This is a genomic window from Wolbachia endosymbiont of Howardula sp., from assembly GCF_025021925.1.
Taxonomy (GTDB): domain Bacteria; phylum Pseudomonadota; class Alphaproteobacteria; order Rickettsiales; family Anaplasmataceae; genus Wolbachia.
Genome location: NZ_CP092368.1, coordinates 109,685 through 136,493, shown reverse-complemented (window position 1 = coordinate 136,493; position 26,809 = coordinate 109,685). Strand labels below are relative to the sequence as shown.

Sequence of the window (26,809 nt, the reverse complement as noted above, 5' to 3'; positions counted from 1 at the left end):
TTAAGCTCCTTAAGAGCTCCCTCTTCATTTATGTGATATACTGCATACGTTTTAACTATTTCCAATAGGATAATCGCCAGTAAAACAGGCATCACAATATTGAGGTGCATTATTATTGCGCGTCTCTCCATTAACAGCACGATAAAGTCCTTCAATACTTAAAAAATATAAACTCGTTACTCCTATATTCTTTTGCATCTCTATTATAGATTGATTAGCGGAAATAAGGTGCTTGGAATTTGGAGTATCAATACCATAAAAACAGGAATATTTCATTGGTGGACTTGAGATTTTGAGATGAATATCTTGTACTCCTGCATTCTTTAGCATGAAAATTATGCTTTTTAAGGTATTGCCACGTACGATACTATCGTCTATCAAAATGATATTTTTATTCTTTAAAAGATATTTATTAGCATTAAATTTCAATTTTGTTCTTACTTGGCGTATTTTATCTGTAGGCTGTATAAAAGTTCTTCCTATATAATGATTACGCACGATTCCTAATTCCATAGATATTCCTGAATATTGAGAGAATCCAATAGCTGCAGGTATTCCAGAATCAGGAATTGGCACGATCATATCTACATTCTTTCTTATAGGGCTTTCTTCTGCAAGAACACGGCCTATTTTTTTTCTTATATTATATATAGATGTATTCATCATAATACTATCTGGTCTTGAAAAATAAATATATTCAAAAAGACAAAAACTTGACTTTTGTGTTAAAAAGGGAAATTTAGACGTAAGATAACCAGTACGATCAATAATTACTAATTCACCAGGCTGAATTTCTCTAATAAATTCAGCATTGATAATATCAAGGGCACACGTTTCAGATGTCATGATATAAGAATTATTTAACTTACCTAATACAAGAGGTCTAATGCCTGCGGGATCTCGTACTCCTAGTATGATATCTTGATGAATCAGTACAAAAGAATAGGCACCTCTTATTTGTTTTAGAACATCTATCACACTATTGACAAAACTGTCTTGAGTATTTCTTTCTAATAAACGCACTACTATTTCTGTATCAATATCCGATTGAAAGACACATCCTTGTTGAATGAGAGCATCCCGTATAGGAGAAATACCTATTAAATTACCATTGTGAGCTATTGCAAAACATCCAAATTTTTTATTATATCCAAATATCGGTTGAGCACCAGATTTAGTCCCGCTTGTAGAATATCTCACATGACCTATTGCATAATATCCAGGTAAGGCTTGTTTTATTTTATCTATATTATCAAATGCACTACTCACTTCATCTTGTAAGTGATAATAGTGTAATTGACCATTATCACTTGTTGCTAAACCAAAAGCTTCTTGACCTCTATGCTGTAGAGCATGTAGGGATAGTACAGAGTTAAAGGCAGCATCGTGATTGCAGCTTATACTAAATACTCCACATTCCTCATGGATATCATCTAGCATATTAATATTCAGTAAAACTTAATATTACTTGAACACATATATAAGTACAAGTATTTTATTTATTCAGTTTTTTAGTGTATCAGAGCTAGTATAGTACTTTAACTCTGAAATCCTTGACAAGGATTTCAGAGTTGATGAATCGCATAATATTGTATATGATGTAATATGAATAATTAAGCAAGAGAGTAGACTCTCAGTTTGAATATGAGCAATATCATGCTAGTTGGGGGTGGTGTAGGAAATGCAGTATTATTTTCAATAGGACAGTTATGTCTTAAAAAGAATAATAAAGTATTGTACTTTGCGGGTTTTAAAAGACTTAATGATGTCTTCAAACGCAATATGATTGAAACCGTCGCAAATGTGGTTGTATGGACATGTGAAGAAGGAATGATTGAAATCAATAGAATGCAAGATCAATCCTTTCATGGTAATATAGTAGAAGGTATTATAGCCTATCAATTAGGAAGATGTGGTATACATCATATACAGTTACAAGAAATAGATACAATTATTACTGTAGGTTCTGTGCATATGATGAAAGCTATAAATCATGCTAGAATGACAATTCTCAAGCCATATTTAAAATCAAATCACATCGCAATATCTTCTATTAATTCTCCTATGCAATGCATGATGAAAGAGATCTGTGCTCAATGTTTACAAAGACATTTTAATGTTAATACAGGCCAAGAATCCTTTGTTTATAGTTGTAGCACTCAAGATCAGAATATGGAATACGTTGATTTCGATTTTTTAAGTGAGCGTTTAATGCAAAATAGCTTACAAGAAAAACTGACTGTAAAATGGATAGAATATCACACAAGTATTAGTTAATATGATGATTATATAACATACAGATATCTAGAAGTAATAATTTGCTCACTAGCACTACTCACTCTTAATCTTTTCCTATCATGTATGTTTTGATCTTTGCATTTAGACGACTAATCTTGCGTGCAGCAGTATTTCTATGAATAATACCTTTATTAACACACTTATGTAATATAGATTCAGCTTTCTTAAATGCCACAATCATATTCTCTCTATTACTATTAGTGAATGTATCATATACTTTTCTAATCGCAGTACGAGTCTGACTTTTACGCATCTTATTTATCAAAGTACGCTTTGCCGATACCTTAATCATGTTTCTCGCGCTTTTATGATTTGCCATATATATTTGATAACCTCATTCTTTGTTTTTTACTATAATGTACTTATATAACTTTTACTCATATGCAATACTAGTTTTTTTTCTTAGTCAATGCGAGACTTTTTGCTTCAATTGCACTTTCTAGTCTGTATAAGAATTCCTCTTTACTTAACCCAGGTAGTATGGGAGGTAATATTTCTATTATTGCGATTCCAGGATGCTTATGTGCAGATATAATGCTTTTTGGCCAAAATAAACCAGTGTTTAAAGCTATTGGTAATACAGGAAGAGATAATAGGGAATATAATATAAATACACCTGGATGATATGCTATTTTTCGATTTATCTCTGTTCTCGTACCTTCAGGAAAAATGATGATACTTTTGTTTTCTTTTATGAGTATTTTTGATGATTTTATTATATGACGAATAGAAGCAATTCCATTTGCTCTATTAATAAAAATCATTCTTAATGCTTTGAGATGTAAACCAATAAATGGTATCCATTGTAATTCATGCTTTAGAATAAAAACCGCATTTTTAAATAAAAGCATAAAAATAAGAGTTTCAAATGGTGATTGATGTTTAGAGGCAATAATACAGGGAGATGTTAAAATATTTTCCAAACCTCTCACTTCGTATGTAATACTACATAATACACGTAGCATAAATAATACAATTCTTACTGATAAGGTAAAAATGATCTTGAGAATATATTTAGAGCAAAACACTATAGGAAGAGTCAATATAGTGAAGAATAATTCCCATATTATAAGAAAAATATTAAATAATATATTACCAAACATGAATATCACACATGATATTAATCATCATTTAACATAAGTACATTTTGAATATATATTTTGTCATACTACTTATATCCGTAATATTATTATAACTATTTTTAATTTAGTTGCAATGATGTAGTATATAGCCAAGATGATAAGTAATATACTAGCTAAAATGTAGCATTATATGAATAATATATTCATCTTGAGAGATAAAAATCTCATATATGTCATAATATTTCAAAAATAGAAATTTGAAACTCGCTCTATAATAAGATTAGACTTGCATAGTTAAATATTTTTATTATTACAAGATGATCTCTCAGAGAGATTATCAAAATGATATGTAAGATGCAGTGATAGTATATTATCATGAAGATTCTTCTCTCACAATTTTATATATTATATCCAAGTGTATTAGTTTATATATAATCTTCTCATTATTATAGAGTACTTATGAATAGTCATATATAAGTTGTCAATTATTATGCTAATAAGCGCATTCATATGAATCTTATACAAGAGAAAAAATATAAAATAGCTACATTAATAGTTGCAGCAGGAATAGGTAATAGATGTAATTTTAATATCCCTAAACAGTATATTAAGCTTGATGGTTACCCCATGTTATGGCATTCGATAAAAAAGTTTCTTACTAATCAATATATAGATTATATAAGAGTGATCATTCACAAAAATCACAGCAATTTATATCAAGAGACGATAAATCATTTCATTGATATATCGCCGATATGTAACATAGGTATATTGAAAACACAATTATTACCTATTCAGATAAAAACTACTCTAGAAAAGAAATTACTATCTCCTATATATGGAGGAGATACAAGGTATTTATCAGTAAAATTAGGACTTGAAAGCTTACAAAAGATAGAGCCTTTTTTTGTGATCATACATGACGCTTGTAGACCTTTTTTAGGTAATATATTGATTAATAATATAGTGCAATCTATGATCAGAAAAAGACATATGATAGAAGGAATAGTACCAGTAATCGCAGTAGAAGATACAACAGCATCTATTAGTAATGATATTATTCAAGGTATTATTCCAAGACATAATATTCGAAATATACAGACTCCTCAAATTTTTAATTTCAAGACATTATTATCGTGCTATAAATCAAATCATGATCTTTCTAATCATTCATCTTGTCAATTAGCGCAAGACTTTACTGATGATTCATCATTAATGATAGCATGCAAAAAAAAAGTTATGATCATAACAGGTGAAAAAAGCAATTTTAAATTAACTACAAAAGAAGATCTTCATATTGCACATCTTCTTTTTGAGAAATCTAAGTTTCGTATAGGTCATGGTTATGATATACATAGATTTATAAAAAATAATGATGAAGAGACACAATATATAAGGATTTGTGGTGTACAAATCGAACATAATATGTCAATAGAGTCACATTCTGATGGTGACGTTGCAATACATGCAATAGTTGATGCAATACTAGGAGCATTAGGATGTGGTGATATAGGTGAATATTTTCCTTCTGATTCTCTTAAGTGGAAGAATTATAATTCATTATATTTCTTATATTTTGTAGTTAATCTTTCACAAGAAAAAGGATATATCGTATCAAATTTAGATATTACTATAGTATGTGAAACACCTATCATATCTCCTTATAAGAAGCAAATGAAAAAAATTATTGCTCATGTATTAGATATACAGGATGAATCTGTCAATATTAAAGCAACTACTGCAGAACAATTAGGTTCACTTGGGAGAAGTGAGGGAATAAAAGCATATGCATCTGTATTATTGTTACACGTCTCCTCTCTTAGAGAATCTCTATAAATGCTAAAGAAGAAAAAAATAGCACAAGATATTATATGAGATTATATATAATTTGACGGAAGGAGAGGGATTCGAACCCTCGATACAATTCTAATATCGTATAACGGTTTAGCAAACCGACGCCTTAAGCCATCTCGGCCATCCTTCCAAATAATATTATGTATTGATATGATAGTATGTTTTTTTCTTGTATATCATGATTCCAATATAAGTTGCAGAATGTTTCATTTGTGATGACAATATATATTAAGCCATGCTATATAATACTATTATTATATATTAATTAATATAAAAAATCACTCTCGACTAAGTATATATTCACAGAATAGAATTCTGAATGAATCTTTTTGCAGTTTCCGCATTCATCCATTCACCTACTATAACTGCTTTTTCTTTTTCTAAATCTTTATAATGAGTGAAAAAATGTACTATTCTATCTAATAGATTTTTAGGAAGATCAGAATAATTGAAGATATTATCGTAATAATTGTCGACCTGAGAAGAGGGAACGGATAATATTTTTTCATCTTGTCCTTTTTCATCTGTGGTCAATAATACTCCTATTGGACGTACTGAGATCATTACATTAGAGTTTAATGGCCATTGTGTAATGACTAAGATATCTATAGGATCACCATCTCCTGAACGTGTATTAGGTATAAAACCATAATTGCACGGATATATCATAGATGTCGATAGAAATCTATCAACTTGTAATAGTTCTATATCTTGATTATATTCATATTTAATAGGAAAAGAATGTGCACTGATTTCAATCATGACATTTAGAATATGTTGCGTTGATGATATTTGACTTAAATTCATATTAAGAGTTATCCCTATAAAACCATTAAGAAAGAATATAATATACTAATACAAATTTCTATATTTATTTATCAGTCATGTATAACATAGTTAAATATATATCCATCCACCTCCCATTACTTGCTCATCTTTATATGCAACACATGCTTGACCTGGACTAATACCAAAGTGGTTATCGTGTAATGTAATACATGCTGTATTTTGTTCTTCACTTGCATGTATTGTTGCTAAGCTACCTGTATGTGATGATCTTAATTTAACAAGTACTGTCATATCTTGCTTTGGTTTTTCTAACCAATTTAACTCTTTAATAAATATTTTTTTTTGCATTAAATAATTTATTGTACCAACTATTACTTGGTTATTTTCTATATCTAGTCTAATCACATATAGAGGTATATGAGAGTTCAGACCTAAACCTTTTCTTTGACCTATTGTGAAATTTATTATACCATTATGCTCACCTAATATTTTTCCTTCAGTATCTATAATTGTGCCTTTCTGAATAGATGCAGGAGCTAAATGAGCAATTGTTTTGTTATAACTCTCAGAAACAAAGCAAATATCTTGACTATCCGGTTTATCAAAGATTTGTAAACCAAAGTATTGTGCTAATTTTCTAATGTCATTTTTATAAAACCATCCTAATGGAAATCTTAAAAACTGTAACTGTTGCTCTGTAATAGAAAAGAGAAAGTAGCTCTGATCCTTTTTTTTATCTATACTTGTATACAGTTTGACTTTGCCATTTTGTTCTAGTCTTCTCACATAATGTCCCGTCACTAGCACATCTGCATCAAGATTTTTTGTGACCTGCAAGAGATCACGAAATTTTACTGTTTGATTACATTTTATACATGGTACGGGAGTTTCGCCATGCACATAGCTATTGATAAAATATTCTATTACTTCTTTTTTGAAGACTGCTTCATAATTTAAAATATAATGAGGAAATCCAATACTATCAGCCACACGCTTAGCATCATAAATATCCCTTCCAGCACAACATGCACTTTTTTTTATACTAGTTATTTCAGTATTATAGAGTTGCATCGTGATTCCTATTACTTGATATCCTAGGGCATGTAGTAGTGAAGCCGCTACAGCGCTGTCTACTCCTCCTGACATTGCGACTACAACTTTAGTTTGATGTGGTGCTTTATCTTGTAAGAGATCCTCAATATTAAATTCTGTAATCATCATTACCTTCATTAAGGATATAAATCTCTAATAAATCAATATATATCATTGTGATTATTATATTCCTTTATATTGATTATGATGTGAATTTGTATAACAACAAGCATTTTGATTCTTAGTGATTTTTCTTTGCGATAAACATCAATCTCATATATTTGTTAAGATAAATATCGATATAAATTGTCAATGTTGACATAAAATATCTATTTATTTGACTATTATGTCAATTATATAATACTCATGTTAGGATAAAAATGACTCGCTTAATGTATAGAGTATTAAGACGTTATCAAAAATCATAATGTACTGAATCAGTGTGATGATCTTCACAATTAAAGAGCATAACAATTGAAGATTTATAAGTTTATGTGATATACTTGATATCAGAATTATAAATTCCCTGTCTCATATTATATATTAAATATCCTGTTTTTATCATACTTTGACTTTGTGCTTTTTTACTATCTCTCATAAAATTTATGATCATTATATGTTACTGTAATAATAGCTATTATGTGATTCTCATCTCTCTACAAATTTCATTCCTATCCTAACCTAATAATGATTCTAGTGTAGAAAATCATTTCATTTTAAGAAAGATGATAATTATGAGATAAATATCTAGTACAACTCTCGATGTCTAAGCCATTGCCTGTCACTTTTTTTAGCATATCTAAAAATGTAGATTTTGTATTGTATACATTATTGGATAACCAATTGATTAATAGACTAAAATCTCCTTTTATGATAGAATTTAAAGATTCAGTATGATGAAGTTTAATAAATAAAAAGATTTGTATAGCAGACATTAATGATATCATTTTGATAGGAAAATAACCTATCATACCTCGTACCCAGTATTCATCTTGCAAGTAAGTATCAAGTTCATTTTTTACTTTTATTGGAATTTTGTAATGCTTCATACCTTCTATCCATGCATTATGTAAATCTTGAATGTCTAATGTACCACGTATGAGATCTTGTTCGAGTTTTGTTCTTAACATAATATGTCCTAACAAACTAAACTCATCGATCTGTTGTAATGATGAAGAGAGGTTCACTTTATGAAAAAGTAAATGTAAATTTTCTATATTACTGACATTTATGTTACACTTACCTTTTATAGCAAATTTTTCTTTTATATATGGATGAATAAACTCTATGAATTCTCTCGATTTCCCTATCATCTTCTCCATAAAGAGACCATGCATTTCATACATAATATCTCGTGTGATGAGACTAGTAATAGAATTACTAATTAAGTATTTCTGGCACATTGCATACCCACTCAATCGCAATGTTGAAAACAAGTTAGAGCAAAAATCAGATTCATGATACCTAATAGGTACATGATATGCAGTATTCACATCATGCAATGCAATACCTATCTTCTGTAAATAATAAGATCCAAGTGCAATCTGTTTATGTATAGGCACTTTTTGCATATGCATAGTCTTATCTTTCTTATATTGTTCAATTACTTGATCTATATTATCACTAAAGAATTTTCCTATTTTAGGAAATATTTCCTTAATATTTGCTTCTTTAATATCTGAATCATATTCTGAAAGAAGCACATCATATTCTGAACATTGTAGTTGTTGTGATTTGATAGCAGCGACTTCACGAGTGAGTTTAATTAACTCTGCAAACCTTTCTTTTAGTTTATTCAAATGACTGACTTCAGTATGAGATAAACACCATAAAGCGTGACATTCTACTTTAGTTTTAGACAGAGTTTTAACTAAGTGTATTGGAACAGCTCTATTGCTTCTGTGTATTCTCTCTATTAATTTTAGTTTTAAATCTTGTATACCCTTATTCTTAATGATTATAGCATCTGCTTCTTCTAATGATTCCTGTATTATATTATGAGAGATCATTTCATGTCTAATCTCTTCTAAAAGACTGATTTGCTGTATTTTTTCCTCTAAAGCCAACTGGCTTTGATTTAGCACTTTAAGTATATTTTTTATATTCTGTATTTTAGATAATACTTCTTCTAAAAACTTATAAGATTTCATATTGCAATTTATTCATATGGGATAATACCTCATTCTATAATATAGTAAAAGTACAATAAAACAGTATATTTCTATATCTATGTGATAATAAAAATTATATTTTTACTTTTAATAATATTTTTATATACATTCATAATAATTTTTAGAAAATTGTATCTCAGTATTTTAGTATAATGTTTTTAATTAAAAGAATGTATTGTACTGAATTACGCTATGATTATTTTTATGATCGTAAGAGCAAAAATATAATATGTGTTTAGTAATATCTTGCTAGTAGAGAATATAAAATCTAATCGCAATATATTACATAATGTATAGGTATAATTAGTGTTGCATTATCAGATCTATAACTAATGCTATAGAAATAATAAGGCTGAAAATAATAAACTCTTAATTTAAAGTACATTGCATTTTAATCTTCGAGATAAGGAATATATGTATGATATAACGATCTTTTTTTAGCACTGATTCTTATATATTTCTGTCTTTAAATATATGAATGATTTGTATATATATGAAGATATATTTTCATCAGATATCTTGAGTATATATTGATCAATATATCTAGAACGATTATAAGGAAATTTGATCTTGAACATTATCTTTACGATATCATTATCATGATCAATCACAGCTTGAATTCTTTTAGGTATATTGCTATCTACAAAATAATATTCAACTGTAGAATACATTAAGATTATAAAGATAGATATGAAATTAGAACGTCTCTTTCAAAATAAAATTAATCACTTGGCTTCTCATAATAATGAATTGGCAGTTGCAGTATCAGGTGGAATAGATAGTGTTGTCTTACTACATTTAATTACAAACTGGACTAAAAAATGTCACTATCCATTACCTATAGTACTCACAGTAAATCATGGTATTCGACTTGAATCAAGTCAAGATGCCCAGTTTATTATACACTATGCAAAAGAATTTGGTGTACAAAAAGCATTAATATTAGAATGGCAAGGTCAGAATATTAAAAATAATATTCAAGCACAAGCAAGAGATGCGAGATATCAATTATTAATAGGATGGTGTAAAAATAATAATATAAAACAACTATTTATAGCTCATCATAAAGATGATCAAGCGGAAACATTTTTATTGAGATTGGAACGAGGGAGCGGATTAGATGGATTATCATCGATGAATTATAAATCTTTGTGTAATGGTATATATATTATCAGACCATTATTAGATTTTTCTCGTAATAATATAGAAGAATATGCACTTTATTACAATCTGAAATGGAGAGAAGATAAAAGTAATTTAGATGTAAAATATAAGCGTACTTTATATCGCAAATTATTACATATCAGTAGTAATCAAAAGATGTTAACAGATAGAATCTGTCTAACAGCTTTGCATGCTAGAAGAGCTATAAAAGCATTAAAATATTATTTAAATATAGAATTTAATAAACATGTGCTCTTACATGATCTTGGATATATTGCAATTAAACTTAGCGCATTTGATCAGTTACCAGAAGAGATGTCACTCAGAATCCTTGTGTATTCTATTATGATAATTGGCAATGCCTTGTACAAACCAAGATTTGATAGTATCAATAAAATATTCAGTAAAATCTTACAGAAAGATAGTAATCTTACTTGTACTTTATCTGGATGTAAAATCAAGAAATATAGAGAGTATATTTTAATATTGCGTGAAATATCAAAGATAAAAAGCATAGTTCTTACTGTACCAGTCACAGAGTCTGTTATATGGGATAATAGATTTCAATGCTCAATACTAGGTAATATATCAGAATGCTCAGTAACTCTTGCACCTTTAGGACAAATTACAAGAACACTTCCTAAGTATTTAAGAGAAAGTTATGATTGTCATCATGAAGTAATATTTACATTACCTGTGGTAATGCTAGATACAAAGATTATTGCTTATCCTCAAATTATTTGTACAAAACAGGATATGACTGGGAATCATTGTCATTGTATTATTGATAGCATAATAAAACAAAATTTGGTAACCTTGATTGGTATTTAGTAAAAAATAAGAATGAAAAAATTTTTAGAAGGCTTGTTAATTTGGTTGGTCATTATAGTACTTATTTCAGTTGCATATATTCAATTCCACGGAAGTATAGAAAGCAAAAAAATTACTATACCATTTTCTGAGTTTTTAACTAGATTAGACAATAATGATGTAGATAGCATTATTATTAGAAATCAAAATATTGAAGGGAAATTTCTTGATGGTTCAGGTTTTTCTTCAAGTGGAGTTATATATAGTGAATTGATAAAAATGCTACATGATAAAAAGGTACATTTTTCTTTCTCAACTGGAGACTCTGCAATGAGTATTCTTGGGGGATTATTGATCTCTTGGATTCCAACCTTTATTTTTATAGGATTGTTATTATTCCTTTTAAAACAAACACAAGCAGGTGGTAGTAGAACAATGAGCTTTGGAAAATCCAGAGCTCGGCTCATGACAATTGGAACAAAAGTGACATTTAATGATGTCGCTGGTATTGATGAAGCAAAAGAAGAACTTATAGAAATCGTTGATTTTTTAAAGCACAGGGAGAAATTTCAAGTACTAGGTGGTAAGATTCCAAAAGGATGTCTTTTAATTGGCTCTCCAGGCACTGGTAAGACCCTGCTTGCTCGTGCAATTGCTGGAGAAGCTAATGTGCCATTTTTTAGCATTTCTGGTTCTGATTTTGTTGAAATGTTTGTAGGTGTGGGTGCAAGTCGTGTACGTGATATGTTTGATCAAGGTAAGAAAAATGCTCCTTGTATAATTTTTATAGACGAAATAGATGCAGTAGGTCGTCATCGTGGTATTGGGTTAGGCGGTGGTAATGATGAAAGAGAACAAACACTTAATCAGTTATTAGTTGAAATGGATGGTTTTGAGTCTAATGAAGGTGTCATCATCATTGCAGCAACTAATAGACCAGATGTTTTAGATCCAGCTCTTTTGAGACCAGGGAGATTTGATCGACAGATCAATATTTCTTTACCTGATATAAATGGACGTGAGAAAATATTAAATACTCATATTAAAAAAATCTCTCTGGCACCAGATGTAAATTTAAAAATAGTTGCAAGAGGGACACCTGGTTTTTCAGGTGCTGATCTTGCAAATTTGGTAAATGAGTCTGCTCTCATAGCTGCAAGAAGAAACAAAAGAATTGTTACTATGGACGATTTTGAATATGCTCGTGATAAGGTGATGATGGGAGTAGAAAGACGATCTATCATGATGACAGAAGAAGAAAAAAAGTTGACTGCATACCATGAAGCTGGTCATGCTATTATTGCTGTGAATATGCCTGCTTCCGATCCTATACATAAAGTGACTATTATTCCTAGAGGTCAAGCATTAGGTTTAGTTATGAGATTACCTGAAACAGATAGAGTAGCTCTTACAAGGGAAAAAATGATAGCAGATATCACAGTAGCTATGGGTGGAAGGGTATCAGAAGAGTTAATTTTCGGTTATGATAAGGTAACAAGTGGAGCATCTTCTGACATAAAACAAGCATCTGATTTATCTCGTGCTATGGTTACAAAATGGGGAATGAGTGAAATGATAGGTCCAGTATGTTATAATAACAATCGTGACAGTATGCAAGGCCCTGATATCATTTCTGAAGATAAATTGCAACTTATAGATTCAGAAGTCAAACGCATTATTTCTATTTGTTATGAACAAGCAAAAGAGATTTTGAATACACATAAAGACAACTTAGATTTAATTGCTCAGAATCTACTGGAATTCGAAACTTTAACCGGAAACGATATACAAGAGATATTAAAAGGTAAAAAAATGATTAAAGAAGATAATAAAACACAAAATATGCCACAAAAATCCTCCTTCTTTTTTTATTAATGTAAATATTATTTCAATATATTAAACATAATGAGATAATACTGAACATTAAATTTAAGATCTTCAAAGTAATGATATAATATTTTACTTAGTAATAGAATAAATTCTTCTTAAAGAAGAGTGTTGTAAGTAACTAACAATTTCTCTATATACTTGATTTTGACATTTATCTTCAATATGAGAGATCAGAATGCATCTTTTAGGCTCTTTTATAGCTATTTTTTGAAATCCCATCCGTACTTTCTCATAGAGAGATCTATTCATCTTTTCATATTTAGTTTTGATTTTTGTTCTCTTTAATCCCATTGCAATCTCTATATCTAATACAAACGTCATATCTGGATATTGTATTTTTACTAATTGATGTAAATATCTGATTAAATCCAAGTCAAGACCAAGAGCATATCCCTGATATGCTATAGTGGAATCAATAAAGCGATCACAAATTACTATCTTACCTTTCTCAAGAGATGGTAGGATGATTTTATTCATATGTTCATATCTGAGTGATAATAACAGCAGAAGCTCAGAGAGAGGTGCAATATTATTTTTTAATAATATCTTTCGTATCTCTTCTGCAAAAAGAGTTCCTCCTGGTTCTCTAGTTAACACTACATGATGTTCACCTAGAATTTGTCTAAAATAATTTGCGATGAGCTTGGATTGTGTTGTTTTACCAGAACCATCTATTCCTTCAAAAGTTATAAACATAAAGATTTACTATTGAAGATAGTATATTAGAAGAATATATTCAAAGTATATAGAAAAATTATTTGACACTTACTTGGTAAGATTATATTTGTATATTATACTATCGTTGTTCATCTATCAATATGGTCGCTCTTGATGCTCCTAAAGCAGATTTTACTTTTGTTGCACAGGATTTTAATCTATTAGGAGTAGATGGCAAGCATCATACTCTCAATGATTGTTCTGGTGTAAATGGTCTGATTGTCATGTTTATATGTAATCATTGTCCTTACGTTCTATCAATTATTCAAGATATAGTCAAAGATGTAGAATTACTCAGACAAGAGTATCAAGTAAATTCAGTGGCTATTATGTCAAATGATATTCAGCTATATCCAGAAGATTCTTTTATCAATATGATTACATTTGCCCATAAAAATAATTTTACCTTTCCATATTTAATTGATAGTACACAGAAAATAGCTAGAGCTTATAGTGCTGTCTGTACTCCTGACTTTTTTGGTTTTAATTCTTATTTAAAGCTATGTTATCGTGGACGTTTTAATGAGACTTCAAAAGAAAAAGAACATAACTATATAGTAGGAAGTAGTGAATTATTTAAAGCTATGAAATTAATTGCAGAAACAAATCATGCACCCTTGATTCAAACATCAAGTATTGGATGTTCAATCAAATGGTCTCATGTTACATAGAGGTATTACATGCACAATCACTCTCATCATTTACCTGATATTATCATCTTACTCTCTGCTGCTGTTTTTATAGTAATAGCATTTTGGAAAATGAATATTAGTCCAGTCTTAGGGTACTTTGTTGCTGGTGCAGTTATTGGTTCTCATGGATTTAATTTGATACATTCAGTAGACGCAATGGATAATTTTGCAGAATTTGGTGTTGTATTTTTATTATTTATAATAGGATTAGAGCTTACTTTTGAACGTCTGATAGCTATGCGAATGCATGTTTTTGGTTTTGGATCTCTACAAGTTATAGTGACGATTATAATAATATGGTGCATCGCACTTGCGTTTGGTATTAATACACAAATTTCCGTAGTAATTGGAGGAGGATTAGCACTTTCTTCAACTGCAATAGTATTGCAAGTTCTACAAGAAAAAGGATCTCATGCTAGTCAAGTAGGTAGATTATCAATAGCAGTACTACTAATGCAAGACTTTGCAGTAGTACCATTAATAGTCTTATTACCTCTACTTGCTGGCAATTCTGAGCATAGTTTACTCAGCTCATTAGCAGGTTCATTATTACAAGCATCAATTGCATTAGTTCTCATTTTTACAACTGGTAGATTATTATTAAGACCTTTATTTGCAGTAATTGCTAAAATGGGCAATAATGAAGTTTTTATCTCGACAACTCTTCTCATAGTATTAGGATCAGCTTTTATCACTGAGCAATTCCATTTATCAATGGCATTAGGAGCTTTTGTTGCTGGATTATTAGTTGCGGAAACTGAATATAGACATTCTGTAGAGCAAGCAGTTTTACCATTTAAAGATTTATTTCTTGGGTTATTTTTTATGACTGTGGGTATGTCTATTAATACTGAACTATTGGTCAATAAATTATTACTCATTACTTTACTATCAATTCTTCTTATTGTTGTTAAAACTGCTATAATATACATGTTATGTAGGTTCTTTGGATTTAAAACTGCTCCTGCAATACAAGCTGGCTTACTACTTGCACAAGGTGGTGAATTTGCATTCATATTATTTCGCTTAGCAAATGAGATTAATGTATTGCCTACTGAAATTGCTCAAATCCTTATGATGGTCACGACAGTAACAATGGCCTTTACTCCTCTTTTATCTGGATTAGGAGATTGTATAGCAAATTTATGTAGTTCTGAAAAAACAATCTTAGATAATTATGCTATTGAAAAAGATACACAAGATTTATATAATCATGTGATAGTGGCAGGATTTGGTCAAGTAGGATATATAGTCACGAAAATGCTTACTGCAGAGCATCTCAGTTATGTAGTTGTGGATATTCAATCTAAAATCGTTAAAGAGGGAAAAAGTGAAAGCTTTCCTATATATCTTGGAGATATTACAAGATATGAAATTCTCAAATCAATAGGCATTGAAAGAGCTCAAGCTCTTGTAGTATCAATCAAAAATGAGGTGACTATCAAAAAAATTCTTTCATTAGTTGCAGAGAATTTTCCACATGTTAATATTATAATACGTGTACCAGATCTTAGTAATGTAGAGATGTATAAAAAATTAGGAGCAAGCAAAATTATTCCTGAAGTCTCTGAAATAGGATCCCAATTAGGAGGAGCTGCTCTCAGCTTAAGCGGAATGAGTGAGAGCACAGTCATGTCTTTACAACATCGCATGAGAAAAGATAATTATAGCATTATGATCAAAGAATCTTGAAGTGTTTTAGAGTAGATAAAAGATAGAAAGATATGATACTTGCATATATAAGTTTCTCATCTCAAGAGATACCCTTAAGGATTTTTAAAGTAGTAAATTACACACATAATCATCCATAATAAGGCAAGTAAAAACCAAGTAATTGCATATTCTAAGTGTTTCATTTGTTTTATGATGATTGTCTCTACCTCAGAATTACTGTGCCAAAGAATACATTTATCTAAAATAATACCTAATTCATTAGATATTTCATTTATATTAAAAGTAAACCATATATTTGCAGAGATATCATTCTTGATAAACCATATTTTACTTTTATCACTATCGCAGTATAATACTCCATTTATATCTATTTTTTTGATCTGTGGTATTGAATCTGTTTTTTCTTGAAAGATTCCTTTATTGATTAATAAATAATGTCCATCAGATAATAGCATAGGAGATAATATGTGATACCCTTTTTGTCCTGCAAACACGTATAATTCTATGTTACTTATAATACCAGAAAGTATAACACGTCTATAGTTCAATTCATTAAGATTACAGCTATCTAACAGATAGATATCTGGCAGATTCATATTTGTTATAATATTATTTTTCCAATTGTATCTAGATACTTGCCATAATCCCAATAAAAAGAAAAGTAATGTAGGTAATAGTAAAATCAGTAAAATCTTTTTTAACATATTTATATATTAATGAATAAGTTATAAATATATCATATATGGAATAGTCAATGTATTGATAATGATCTATAAAAATAGAGATAACAATTTCTTATTAATCATAATTTTTATCATATAATTAATTAGTATGCTGAATAATATAATTCATCTTTTTTTTATCACAAAAGTATCAAATATTATATCATGTAATGCTTGTTTCTTGTTCGATAAACAGGTTATGAGATACCAGATCAATGTTAACAATATAATGATTACTTTTAATATATTTAAAATGCTGACTAATACATTAGTGTGAGATAAATAGTCAATAAGAGTCATAGTTGCACTATTCAAGACAGGTAGAAAGAATTGTGAGAGACTTCTATCAAAAGCCAATATTATATCTATTTTAGAATTATTCAATGTGACAGTATATATATGCATTAACTGCTGACCTGGGGTTGCTTGTCTCTTTGAAGAAAGAAAATATGTGAAATAACTACAGTGTATACATATATAAGATAGATGTAAAATTAATGGTAAATGATTTAATAATAGGACAATAATGAGAGTAGGTACTAATAATATTGCTGTATCTATTAGATATGCGCAAAAACGTGTTTGAATGCTTGCAAATTCCATACAAGAGGATTGTCTCATGATATACTCTCTCTATGATCTAGATATTTTACGATAAAGTATGTCAATTGAGAAAAATGTTGAAAACATAATACATCTGCATATCCACTAATTGTTTGTCTGTATATAATAGGTAAACAATTAGCACTACGTGCACATAAAATATCTGTTATACTATCACCAACAAAAAACACATTTTCTCTATTTATATGTAATGTACTATTTGCTAAAGCAAATAATAAAGGTATTGGAGAAGGTTTATCTTCTAATGTATCACACGATCCAACGACTTTTTTGAAGTAAGATTCTAATTGAAAATAGATCACTTCTTTACGTAAATGGATATTCTTTTTGTTACTCACTATCGCAAGATAAATATTGCGTTCTTTTAACGTATATAGCATTTCTTCTACTCCATGATTTAGAGTAATATTTTGTAATATTGCATTATCTAAATATTGTTGATATATTTGATTTGCTTGTTGCCATTGATTTCCAAATAAATTGATCATGTAATCTTTTCTTGATTCATTAGCATTACGATAATTGATAGGTTTATTACTATATCCCATTAAGTTGATAGTATATTTTATAGCATTACAAATATTGTCTTGAGTATCAACTAAAGTATTGTCCCAGTCAAATGCTACTGCTAATGAGTATTTTTTATTCATTCTTAATATTGTGACTTAATTTTTACTAATCAATGAAAAACTTGTCAGTGATTTTTACTGTTTTGTATCATATGTATATAATATTCTCTTGAAAATATTAAGAGCGGGAGAAGGGATTCGAACCCTCGACCTCAACCTTGGCAAGGTTGCACTCTACCAACTGAGCTACTCCCGCACATTAATAAATTGTATCATGTATTACAGAATATAATATAAAATTATATATCATGCAATCAACATGTAATATGATATAGAGAGTACTAAGTGCATGATCTCACATCATATTAATGTATATTGTCATATACATTAATATGATATTGAGTGTATAATTAATATTTAATGATATATAATAACACATTATGGGAATATTTTTACATAGAAATGATATACCATATAGCGTAATACCAAGCGATTTAAAATCTGTAGCAATTGATACAGAAGCAATGGGTTTATTGCATGTGAGAGATAGATTATGTTTAGTACAACTTGCTTTTAATGATGGACATGCACATCTAATTCAGTTTACAAATGATTATACAGCACCAAATTTAAAACAAATATTATTTAATAATAACATCACTAAAATATTTCACTTTGCAAAATTTGATATCAGTATATTATATTTTTTTTTACATACTTGGGCTTTACCTTGTTACTGTACAAAGATTGCTTCTCGTTTAGCACGTACATATACAGAGCATCATAGTTTAAAAGACTTATGTTGGGAATTGCTCAATATTAAGATTAATAAACAAAATCAATCTTCTGATTGGGGGCGTATACATTTAACAGAACAACAGAAAAACTATGCTGCATCTGATGTATTACATTTACATAGAATACAGGAAGCATTAGATCTAATGTTAGAGCGTGAAAATAGAAAAGAGCTAGCAAAGAGATGTTTTGCGTTCTTATCTACTCGTATTGAATTAGATTTATCTGGTTGGGAATCTATAGATATTTTTAATCATAAGGTATCTCCTGACAAGTGCTATAAGAAAACTTAGAGAGTATTTTTACTTCTGTTATACTTTAATAATTCTAAAAAAAAGAATTTAGTTGATTATTTATATATTGGTACGATATATTATCTATTAATTATCTGGACACATATGAATGATACAATAATTTCAATAAATGATCAGAATTTTAAATCTGAAGTTATTGACTATAAAGGTTTTGTTATGGTAGACTTTTGGGCAGAATGGTGTGGACCATGTAAAAGTTTGATGTCGCATATTGAACAGCTTGCTTATGATAAAAAAGATACAATAAAAGTATGTAAATTTTGTATAGATGAAGAAGGAACTGAAGTAATAAGTAAATATTGCATTCAATCTATACCTACTTTAATAATATTACAAAATGGTAGAGAAATTGCACGTACAGTTGGTGCAATTAATGATTTATCAGGATGGGTTGAGAGTAAAATAAATATATAAGGGGGATTGTAGCTCAGTTGGTTAGAGCAGTTCGCTCATAACGAATTGGTCGTAGGTTCGAGCCCTACCAATCCCATATCCCTTTTTAATCTAGAGAGTGTATATATAGATAAAAGTTTGAATCTTTAATTTCTTCTTCAGAATATACTGATAATGATTAATTTAATAATTCTAAAAATTTTTCTACATCAAGAGCTGCCATACATCCAGACCCAGCTGCTACAACTGCTTGACGATATCTGTGATCTTGCACATCACCAGCAGCAAAGACTCCTAATCTACTCGTGAGAGTAGTACCAGGTTTTGTTACAATATATCCATTCTGATCTAGATCAATAAAACTTTTAAAAACACTTGTATTAGGTATATGTCCAATTGCAATAAAAACCCCTTCAACTTGCAGTTCTTGTAATACATCATCATCATTTGATTTTATTATTAATCCAGTGACTTTATGTGGATTAGAAATCCCTAGGATATACTGTACAGTATAATTTAACATGACTGTGATTTTTTTATTTTTCAATATCTGATTTTGAGTGACTTGTGCTGCTCTTAACTTATGGGATCTATGTATTAATATTACTGATTTAGTAAAACGAGTTAAAAAGATCGCTTCCTCAACTGCTGTATCACCACCTCCTATTACTGCTACCACTTTATTTTTAAAAAATGCACCATCACAAGTTGCACAGTATGATACTCCATACCCTTGAAATTGTTTTTCACTTTCTAAATTCAGAGTTTTTGCCTGTGCACCAGATGCAATAATAACACTCTTAGAATGATAGTCTTGATACTCACCAGAAGCGCAAAATTGAAAGTCTTGCACTTCTTTAAATTGATTAATGTGTGTTATCGTATCATCTATTATTTGAGCTCCTACTTTTTCTGCATGTAATCTCATTTGTACCATCAATTCTGGCCCCTGCACTGATATAAAGCCAGGATAGTTTTCAACATCAGTGGTCATCATAAGCTGACCACCAGATTGTAATCCTGTGATTACTATTGGAGATAATTGTGCACGTGATGCATATATTGCAGCAGAATAACCAGCAATCCCAGATCCAATAATGAGTACTTCAGTATTAATGTGCATTTATAATTCTTCACAGTGAGAATTTAGATAATCAGAGATTCCAGCATTACTAGGTTGTATAGCAGGTTGACCTCTATTCCATCCTGCAGGACATACTTCACCATATTGTGTATGAAATATAAGCGCATCAATTAGTCTGATCATTTCATCAATATTACGGCCAATAGGTAAGTCATTGATTGATTGGTGTCGTATCATAAATTTAGTATCTATAATAAATGTTGCTCGTAATGCAATTGCATCATTATATAATACGCCATAGTTTCTTGAGATAGATTTTGTAATATCAGATATTAGAGAATAACTTATTTTTCCTATACCACCCTCGTTTACAGGAGTCTCTTGCCATTTTAAATGTGAAAATTGTGAATCTACACTGATTCCTATGACTTCAACATCACGCTGTGCAAATTCGCTGATTCTATTATTAAGAGCAATTAATTCAGTGGGACATACAAAAGTAAAATTTAGTGGGTAAAAAAGCAGTATTGCATACTTATCTTTTATATATTCACGTAAGCAAAAATTCTCAATGATCTTTCCATCCGGAAGAACAGCTGGAGCAAGAAAATCAATAGCAGATTTTGTCACAAGATTCATAATGAATACCTCTTTATTATTTCAATGTCCTTATACTATACATCTTGATGATATCATATGCAAGTATCTTGCATATGATATGAGAATGTCATATTCTATCATGATAGATCATGTTGCTGTTGTTGTGATTTTACAATATTTCACTTCTTATAATATATATTCAAAGCTTGCCTCATACTCATTTCCTGATTAGATGTATGTAATAAATGCTATAATACTAACTTGATCAATTATGAGATATCACGAGATTTATGTATTTATTGTTTTAAATATAATTTTAAGCGCTCTTGTAAGAATCTTAATATACGTTGATATTATAGATCAAAGCAATCATCTTGTAAATTAATTGTTTAACATGTGATATCTTGTTAGGATACTAAGTAAAAATTATTGAAATAATACTTCCTTTCATGTATACAAGATATGTTATTGGTGTATTATATGACTCATTTTGTAACAGATAAATGTATAAAGTGCAAATACACCGATTGTGTAGAAGTATGTCCAGTAGATTGTTTTTATGAAGGTAAAAATATGCTTGTGATCAATCCAGATGAATGTATCGATTGTGGAGTATGTATTCCTGAATGTCCATTAGATGCAATTGTTACAGATGACGCTGTAATAGATATATTAACATTAGATCCACAAACACTTAATCCAGTCCAAAATAATCTCAAATTATTTTATAGCATAAATATAGAATATTCTCAGAAATGGCCTAAAATTACTTATAAAAAAGATCCTTTGTCTACTGCATCAGAATTTCAATATAAAGTAGAAAAGGTAGATTTTTTTCAGGAAAATCTGGAGTGATCATCCTTGATCATATTATCAAGAATGATCTTGTATATTATTCTCTAGAAGAAAATCGATAAAAATCATCTACGAATTATTTATGCAAGAAGACTTCTATCATGAATTACTGATACAGTCAAAAAATTACATCGGGGATGATGCATTATAGTACTGCGAATGAGTAATATTACCTTATGTAATATTACATTATTCCTTGTGATCACGAGGTTCCGTCTTTTTCAGAGTTGTTCTATTTGGATATGAATTACAGGTTTTTTTAATACATATTCTCTTATAATGACTAATATTGCGTTTGTAATTTTATGTTTTATTCCTGTACTTTCGTGTAAATGACATATTGATTCAATTTTTTCTATAATTTTGTATAAAATCAACGCATCTTCTCGCATTGCAAACACACCAGGTGCAAATAATATTGGCTTAGCAATCAGAACATTATTCTTGTCTAATATTACTGTTACTACAATTAAACCAGAATCTCGCATACTCTTACGCATTTTAATCACATTACTATTAGGATGCCTAAGAAATGCACCATCAATACCAAAAAATCCAGCATGAGTAGTATAACTTTTATATCCATTTTCTAAATTAATCATATCACCTGGTGATAGCATAAGAGCTTGTTTAATCCCACAACTTTTCGCAAATTGTACATGTTTATATATATGAATATATTCACCATGAATTGGAATAGAAATTTTTGGTTTGATTAAGGAATACAGTTTCTGTAATTCTACTCTTGTAGGATGACCAGAAGCATGTATATAGTCTGTTTTGTCAGTTATTACCTCTACTCCCATATTAATAAAAGAATTCAACATATCGCGTATTTCAGTTTCATTACCAGGAATAGTTTTTGATGAAAATATTATTGTATCACCTGGTTGTATTTTAAATGATTGGTGCGTATGATAAGCGAGTCTTGAGGTTGCTGCCATTGGCTCTCCTTGACATCCTGTACATAAGAGAACAAGCTGATCTCTTGGAATGTTTTTAGCGTGTTTTGCATCTAAAAAATTGAATTTTGTACTTAAATATCCACTTTCTTGTGCTACTTTTACGATTCTACATAAAGATCTGCCAAGTAATACTACTTGTCTATTTAAAGATTGTGCAACTTGTACAATAGTTTTAATTCTAGCAACATTTGAAGCAAAGAGAGAGATAGCAACTAATTTTTTAGAATTTTTTATTATAGTATGGATATTATCATATAATGCACCTTCAGACTCATGTTTCTGTGTACTTAATATATTGGTTGAATCACATACTACTGCGAGTAAATCACCTGTGATCCCAATTTCTTTTAAGCGTGTGATGTTAGAAACATTTCCAACCACAGGTTTAGGATCAAATTTCCAATCGCCTGTATGCAATACACTACCTACAGTCACGCTAATTAAGATTGCATGTGCTTCAGGAATTGAATGAGTCATATGAATAAATTCAATAGTAAATGGACCTAAAGTGATAATACCATTAATATTTACTTCTTTTAAAGGTACTTGATCTTGTAATCGAAATTCCTTGAACTTTTCTTTTAAAAAATTCATTGTAAACTTAGTAGTATATACTGGACACTGTAATTCCTTCCATAAGTAAGGTAATGCACCACAATGATCCTCATGTGCATGAGTAATGATAATTCCAAGTAAATCTTTCTTTTTACTTGCAATAAAACCTAAATCTGCAACCAAGAGATTAACACCTGGCATATTATGATCTGCAAATCCTATTCCTAGATCAACTATAATCCATTTACCAGCATAATGATATAGATTTACATTCATGCCAATTTTTCCTATTCCGCCTAGTGGAAGAAATAAAAATTCATTATTCTTTACATTCATTGATTGCCAGGTTATCCTGAATTAGGATATCAAAACTTCTATATTAAAGAAAGACTTTTATTCATAAGTCAAAAATTAATCATAAAGTCTCTTGCACAATTCATTCATATTATAGGTCATTATTGATATCTAAAATTACTTAAATATATCACATAAAAATAAATCCTATAATTAATGCTATTACTATCATTTAATACTCTTTAAATCACTTGAGCAATTACGGATTAATATATAATTATCATATATTGAGAGATATATTCATATTATATTAATCACTATTACTGCTATGACTAATAAGAATTTTGGATATACCATATGTATGTTTATCATAATGATGAGTGTATCTTCATTTACATGTGTAAGTATTAATACAGTGGATGAGACATTACTGACTTTAACATGGATATGTACTACATGCGTTTTACAGATTTCCACAGGAAATTTATTTATCTCTGACTATCGTCAAGGAATATTAGAACAGTATTTTATACAACCAGTATCGTCACATCTAATTATAGCGTTTAAAATTTTTAATCATTGGTTATTATTTGGTGTCTCTATGTCAATTATAGCTGCAATATTTCACTGTTTCTCTGGAGAGAGTATGACACGCTCATTAACATTAGGAATATCTTTATTATTTAATACATTAATTATCATTAATATTTCAGCTGTTGGTCATGCATTAATGATTGGACAAGAGAACCTTACATCAGAAATCTCACAGATTCTTATTTTGCCTCTGATCATGCCAACCTTCATTTATTTTAAATTACTTGCTCAATGTACAAGTGTCTTGGTAACAACTTATATGTTATTTATTACCTTATTAATTTGTATTATTGTTATAGTAAATAGTGCGCTTGCTACTCATATGGCATTGAGATATGCCATAGAACAAGACTAAAATGATGTAATATATACTAAATTTATTGCGTAATGGAGTAAAAACCTGTGCTAATTAAATATATTTCTGTGGATTCAGAGCGACTAGCTTGAGGCTTAAAGTATCGTACTTTATCAAAGTGTTTTTTTAATTCAAAAAAGAAATGTTGATCATATTCTCCTTGCAGAATTTTAACGACAAATACTCCTCCTGATTTTAATAATACTTTAGTATATGATAGTGCTGCTTCGCATAACATCATAATTCTAATATGATGTAAAGAGTGTATACCACAAGCTTGTGATGCCATATCAGATAATATTAAATCAAATTTCTTAGCTTTTAGAGATGAAATTATAGTGTGACTATTATTCACAATATCACACTTAATACATTGCACTCCAGTAATTGGTTTCATATCTTGTATGTCAATAGCAATCACATGTGCCCCTTGTTTAGTTGCAACTTGTGACCATCCACCAGGCGAAGCTCCTAAATCTAGAACTCGTTGTCCAGGGTATAGTAAGTTAAATCTATTATGTATTTCTATTAGTTTATAAGCAGATCTAGATCTATAGCCATTTATACTAGTTTTTTGTACATAGTGATCACTTAAATGACGAGATAACCATCTTATAGAAGAGAGGGTTCTACCTTTTGCAGTCTTTAGTCTATTCTTTATGATTCAGGATCCTCAAATTAGATATGCAGTTAAATATACATTACTCATTTAAAGAGATCAAGATACTTGTAGCTTCTATCATGCGAATACTGATGAATATATGCTATAAGAATTTTTTAAGATATTCAGAGAAACATATCATATTACATCTAATTTGCTCTTAAATGTTATTATATTAGGTAGTGTTGATACTCTAGTGCTTGACATATCATGAATATAATGTATTTATATCTATGCAATATAATTGGACTATAGATGAGAACTTTCTTTTTAAAGAAGAAGCAGATTAATAAAAAATGGCTGATTATAGATGCAGATCATGTAGTAGTAGGAAGACTTGCATCTTTTGTAGCAAAATTATTACGTGGTAAGCATAAATCTGACTATACACCTCATATGGATTGTGGAGATTATGTAATAATTGTAAATGCAAATAAGATTCATTTGACAGGAAAAAAATTGCAAGACAAGATCTATTATAGACATACAGGATATCCTGGTGGATTAAAACAAGAGACTCCTTTAGATATTTTAAATAGCAAATTTCCTGAGAAGATAATCAAAATGGCAGTAAAAAGAATGCTTGATAGTGGTCCACTCGCACGAAGAAGATTTGAAAATTTATATGTTTATTCTGGACCAGAACATAAACATCAAGGACAACAACCCGAGAGGATAGATTTTGCCTCTTTTAATACTAAAAATAAAAAGTAAGATATGGAGTATTTTATATGGACGCTTCTATAACACATTTTAAGCTTGATAAAGTACAAGGAATCATAAAGAATTCTATTATTGATTCTTTGGGGCGTACATATGCTACTGGTAGAAGAAAAGAAGCAGTCGCTAGAGTATGGATGAAAATAGGTAGTGGTAAGTGGATTGTGAATCAGCATTGTACTCTTCAAGAATACTTTAAGAGAGACACAGTCTGTCAGGTCATCAAGAAACCTTTTATTACAACTTGCACATTAAATAAATATGATGTATTTGCAACTGTAAGAGGGGGAGGTTTATCTGGTCAGGCTGGCGCTCTAGCTCATGGCATAAGTAAAGCTTTAAATATTATCAGACCTGATTTACATGTGATTCTACGTGAAAATCAGCATTTAACTAGAGACTCACGTGTTGTAGAACGTAAAAAATATGGTCAGCATAAAGCTAGGAAAAAGTGTCAGTTTTCTAAAAGATAATTT

Annotated in this window: 26 protein-coding genes and 3 tRNA genes; 13 read left to right on the top strand and 16 right to left on the bottom strand. The window is 29.6% G+C overall.

What is annotated here, in order from left to right:
• Window positions 1-51: 51 nt before the first annotated feature.
• Complete coding sequence (gene purF, locus MC061_RS00655) at window positions 52-1,440, bottom strand: amidophosphoribosyltransferase (protein WP_259536050.1); 1,389 nt, start codon at window positions 1,438-1,440, stop codon at window positions 52-54.
• A 204-nt stretch (window positions 1,441-1,644) separates the two neighbouring features.
• Between purF and MC061_RS00650 the strand changes: the two genes are divergently transcribed.
• Window positions 1,645-2,277, top strand: coding sequence for a ferredoxin reductase domain-containing protein (locus MC061_RS00650; RefSeq protein WP_259536048.1), 633 nt, complete (start codon window positions 1,645-1,647; stop codon window positions 2,275-2,277).
• Window positions 2,278-2,341: 64 nt separating this feature from the next.
• Here MC061_RS00650 and rpsT read toward each other — a convergent pair whose 3' ends face one another.
• Both rpsT and MC061_RS00640 read right to left on the bottom strand, forming a co-directional pair.
• Window positions 2,342-2,617 (bottom strand): 30S ribosomal protein S20, encoded by a 276-nt coding sequence (gene rpsT, locus MC061_RS00645; RefSeq protein ID WP_259536046.1) that lies wholly within the window; start codon window positions 2,615-2,617, stop codon window positions 2,342-2,344.
• A 70-nt stretch (window positions 2,618-2,687) separates the two neighbouring features.
• On the bottom strand, window positions 2,688-3,401 hold the full coding sequence (locus tag MC061_RS00640) for a lysophospholipid acyltransferase family protein (protein ID WP_259536044.1): 714 nt from the start codon (window positions 3,399-3,401) through the stop codon (window positions 2,688-2,690).
• A 489-nt stretch (window positions 3,402-3,890) separates the two neighbouring features.
• Between MC061_RS00640 and ispF the strand changes: the two genes are divergently transcribed.
• Entirely contained in the window at window positions 3,891-5,216 is a 1,326-nt protein-coding gene (ispF, locus tag MC061_RS00635; protein WP_259536042.1) for a 2-C-methyl-D-erythritol 2,4-cyclodiphosphate synthase, read from the top strand.
• A 56-nt stretch (window positions 5,217-5,272) separates the two neighbouring features.
• Here the strand turns inward: ispF and MC061_RS00630 are convergent.
• From MC061_RS00630 to MC061_RS00615, 4 genes are all read right to left on the bottom strand, one after another.
• Window positions 5,273-5,364: transfer RNA gene (locus MC061_RS00630), tRNA-Ser, on the bottom strand.
• A 170-nt stretch (window positions 5,365-5,534) separates the two neighbouring features.
• Window positions 5,535-6,041 carry an inorganic diphosphatase gene (ppa, locus tag MC061_RS00625; protein ID WP_259536040.1) on the bottom strand — a complete coding sequence of 169 codons (507 nt, stop codon included), beginning with the start codon at window positions 6,039-6,041 and terminating at the stop codon, window positions 5,535-5,537.
• Window positions 6,042-6,131: 90 nt separating this feature from the next.
• Complete coding sequence (gene mnmA / locus MC061_RS00620) at window positions 6,132-7,241, bottom strand: tRNA 2-thiouridine(34) synthase MnmA (RefSeq protein WP_259536212.1); 1,110 nt, start codon at window positions 7,239-7,241, stop codon at window positions 6,132-6,134.
• Between the two features lie 590 nt (window positions 7,242-7,831).
• Window positions 7,832-9,265 carry a gluzincin family metallopeptidase gene (locus MC061_RS00615; protein ID WP_259536038.1) on the bottom strand — a complete coding sequence of 478 codons (1,434 nt, stop codon included), beginning with the start codon at window positions 9,263-9,265 and terminating at the stop codon, window positions 7,832-7,834.
• A gap of 711 nt (window positions 9,266-9,976) precedes the next feature.
• Between MC061_RS00615 and tilS the strand changes: the two genes are divergently transcribed.
• Together tilS and ftsH are read left to right on the top strand one after the other, a co-directional pair.
• Complete coding sequence (gene tilS, locus MC061_RS00610) at window positions 9,977-11,281, top strand: tRNA lysidine(34) synthetase TilS (RefSeq protein WP_259536036.1); 1,305 nt, start codon at window positions 9,977-9,979, stop codon at window positions 11,279-11,281.
• A 12-nt stretch (window positions 11,282-11,293) separates the two neighbouring features.
• Window positions 11,294-13,135, top strand: coding sequence for an ATP-dependent zinc metalloprotease FtsH (gene ftsH / locus MC061_RS00605; protein WP_259536034.1), 1,842 nt, complete (start codon window positions 11,294-11,296; stop codon window positions 13,133-13,135).
• Between the two features lie 84 nt (window positions 13,136-13,219).
• Here the strand turns inward: ftsH and tmk are convergent, their stop codons facing one another.
• On the bottom strand, window positions 13,220-13,846 hold the full coding sequence (gene tmk, locus MC061_RS00600; RefSeq protein ID WP_259536032.1) for a dTMP kinase: 627 nt from the start codon (window positions 13,844-13,846) through the stop codon (window positions 13,220-13,222).
• Between the two features lie 122 nt (window positions 13,847-13,968).
• On the opposite strand from tmk, the gene MC061_RS00595 reads away from it, so the two are divergent.
• The gene (locus MC061_RS00595; RefSeq protein WP_259536030.1) at window positions 13,969-14,538 is read left to right on the top strand and encodes a thioredoxin family protein; all 570 of its coding nucleotides are present in this window, start codon (window positions 13,969-13,971) and stop codon (window positions 14,536-14,538) included.
• Between the two features lie 9 nt (window positions 14,539-14,547).
• Entirely contained in the window at window positions 14,548-16,251 is a 1,704-nt protein-coding gene (locus MC061_RS00590; RefSeq protein WP_259536029.1) for a monovalent cation:proton antiporter-2 (CPA2) family protein, read from the top strand.
• A 74-nt stretch (window positions 16,252-16,325) separates the two neighbouring features.
• On the opposite strand, the gene MC061_RS00585 is transcribed toward MC061_RS00590, so the two are convergent.
• From MC061_RS00585 to MC061_RS00570, 4 genes are all read right to left on the bottom strand, one after another.
• Complete coding sequence (locus MC061_RS00585; protein WP_259536027.1) at window positions 16,326-16,937, bottom strand: SURF1 family protein; 612 nt, start codon at window positions 16,935-16,937, stop codon at window positions 16,326-16,328.
• Between the two features lie 144 nt (window positions 16,938-17,081).
• Entirely contained in the window at window positions 17,082-17,576 is a 495-nt protein-coding gene (locus tag MC061_RS00580) for an RDD family protein (protein ID WP_259536025.1), read from the bottom strand.
• Complete coding sequence (locus MC061_RS00575; RefSeq protein ID WP_259536023.1) at window positions 17,573-18,229, bottom strand: HAD family hydrolase; 657 nt, start codon at window positions 18,227-18,229, stop codon at window positions 17,573-17,575. Before MC061_RS00575 ends, MC061_RS00580 begins: the two co-directional genes overlap by 4 nt.
• A gap of 102 nt (window positions 18,230-18,331) precedes the next feature.
• Window positions 18,332-18,404, bottom strand: a tRNA-Gly gene (locus MC061_RS00570).
• Between the two features lie 184 nt (window positions 18,405-18,588).
• Here MC061_RS00570 and MC061_RS00565 point away from each other — a divergent pair.
• From MC061_RS00565 to MC061_RS00555, 3 genes are all read left to right on the top strand, one after another.
• A complete protein-coding gene (locus MC061_RS00565) occupies window positions 18,589-19,236 on the top strand; it encodes a ribonuclease D (RefSeq protein WP_259536021.1) in 648 nt (215 codons plus the stop codon).
• Window positions 19,237-19,341: 105 nt separating this feature from the next.
• Window positions 19,342-19,671 carry a thioredoxin family protein gene (locus MC061_RS00560; RefSeq protein ID WP_259536019.1) on the top strand — a complete coding sequence of 110 codons (330 nt, stop codon included), beginning with the start codon at window positions 19,342-19,344 and terminating at the stop codon, window positions 19,669-19,671.
• Between the two features lie 2 nt (window positions 19,672-19,673).
• Window positions 19,674-19,747, top strand: a tRNA-Ile gene (locus tag MC061_RS00555).
• Window positions 19,748-19,828: 81 nt separating this feature from the next.
• Here the strand turns inward: MC061_RS00555 and trxB are convergent.
• Together trxB and MC061_RS00545 are read right to left on the bottom strand one after the other, a co-directional pair.
• Entirely contained in the window at window positions 19,829-20,773 is a 945-nt protein-coding gene (gene trxB / locus MC061_RS00550; RefSeq protein WP_259536017.1) for a thioredoxin-disulfide reductase, read from the bottom strand.
• On the bottom strand, window positions 20,774-21,373 hold the full coding sequence (locus MC061_RS00545) for a peroxiredoxin (RefSeq protein WP_259536015.1): 600 nt from the start codon (window positions 21,371-21,373) through the stop codon (window positions 20,774-20,776).
• A gap of 441 nt (window positions 21,374-21,814) precedes the next feature.
• On the opposite strand from MC061_RS00545, the gene MC061_RS00540 reads away from it, so the two are divergent.
• Window positions 21,815-22,189, top strand: a complete 375-nt coding sequence (locus MC061_RS00540; protein WP_259536211.1) for a ferredoxin family protein — start codon at window positions 21,815-21,817, stop codon at window positions 22,187-22,189.
• A 221-nt stretch (window positions 22,190-22,410) separates the two neighbouring features.
• Here the strand turns inward: MC061_RS00540 and MC061_RS00535 are convergent, their stop codons facing one another.
• A complete protein-coding gene (locus MC061_RS00535) occupies window positions 22,411-24,045 on the bottom strand; it encodes a ribonuclease J (protein WP_259536012.1) in 1,635 nt (544 codons plus the stop codon).
• Window positions 24,046-24,364: 319 nt separating this feature from the next.
• Between MC061_RS00535 and MC061_RS00530 the strand changes: the two genes are divergently transcribed.
• On the top strand, window positions 24,365-24,952 hold the full coding sequence (locus MC061_RS00530; RefSeq protein WP_259536011.1) for a heme exporter protein CcmB: 588 nt from the start codon (window positions 24,365-24,367) through the stop codon (window positions 24,950-24,952).
• 22 nt (window positions 24,953-24,974) lie between these two features.
• On the opposite strand, the gene MC061_RS00525 is transcribed toward MC061_RS00530, so the two are convergent.
• Window positions 24,975-25,568, bottom strand: a complete 594-nt coding sequence (locus MC061_RS00525; RefSeq protein WP_259536210.1) for an RlmE family RNA methyltransferase — start codon at window positions 25,566-25,568, stop codon at window positions 24,975-24,977.
• 300 nt (window positions 25,569-25,868) lie between these two features.
• Here MC061_RS00525 and rplM point away from each other — a divergent pair, with 300 nt between their 5' ends.
• Window positions 25,869-26,327 carry a 50S ribosomal protein L13 gene (gene rplM, locus MC061_RS00520; RefSeq protein WP_259536009.1) on the top strand — a complete coding sequence of 153 codons (459 nt, stop codon included), beginning with the start codon at window positions 25,869-25,871 and terminating at the stop codon, window positions 26,325-26,327.
• A 17-nt stretch (window positions 26,328-26,344) separates the two neighbouring features.
• Entirely contained in the window at window positions 26,345-26,806 is a 462-nt protein-coding gene (gene rpsI, locus MC061_RS00515) for a 30S ribosomal protein S9 (protein ID WP_259536007.1), read from the top strand.
• Window positions 26,807-26,809: the final 3 nt, after the last annotated feature.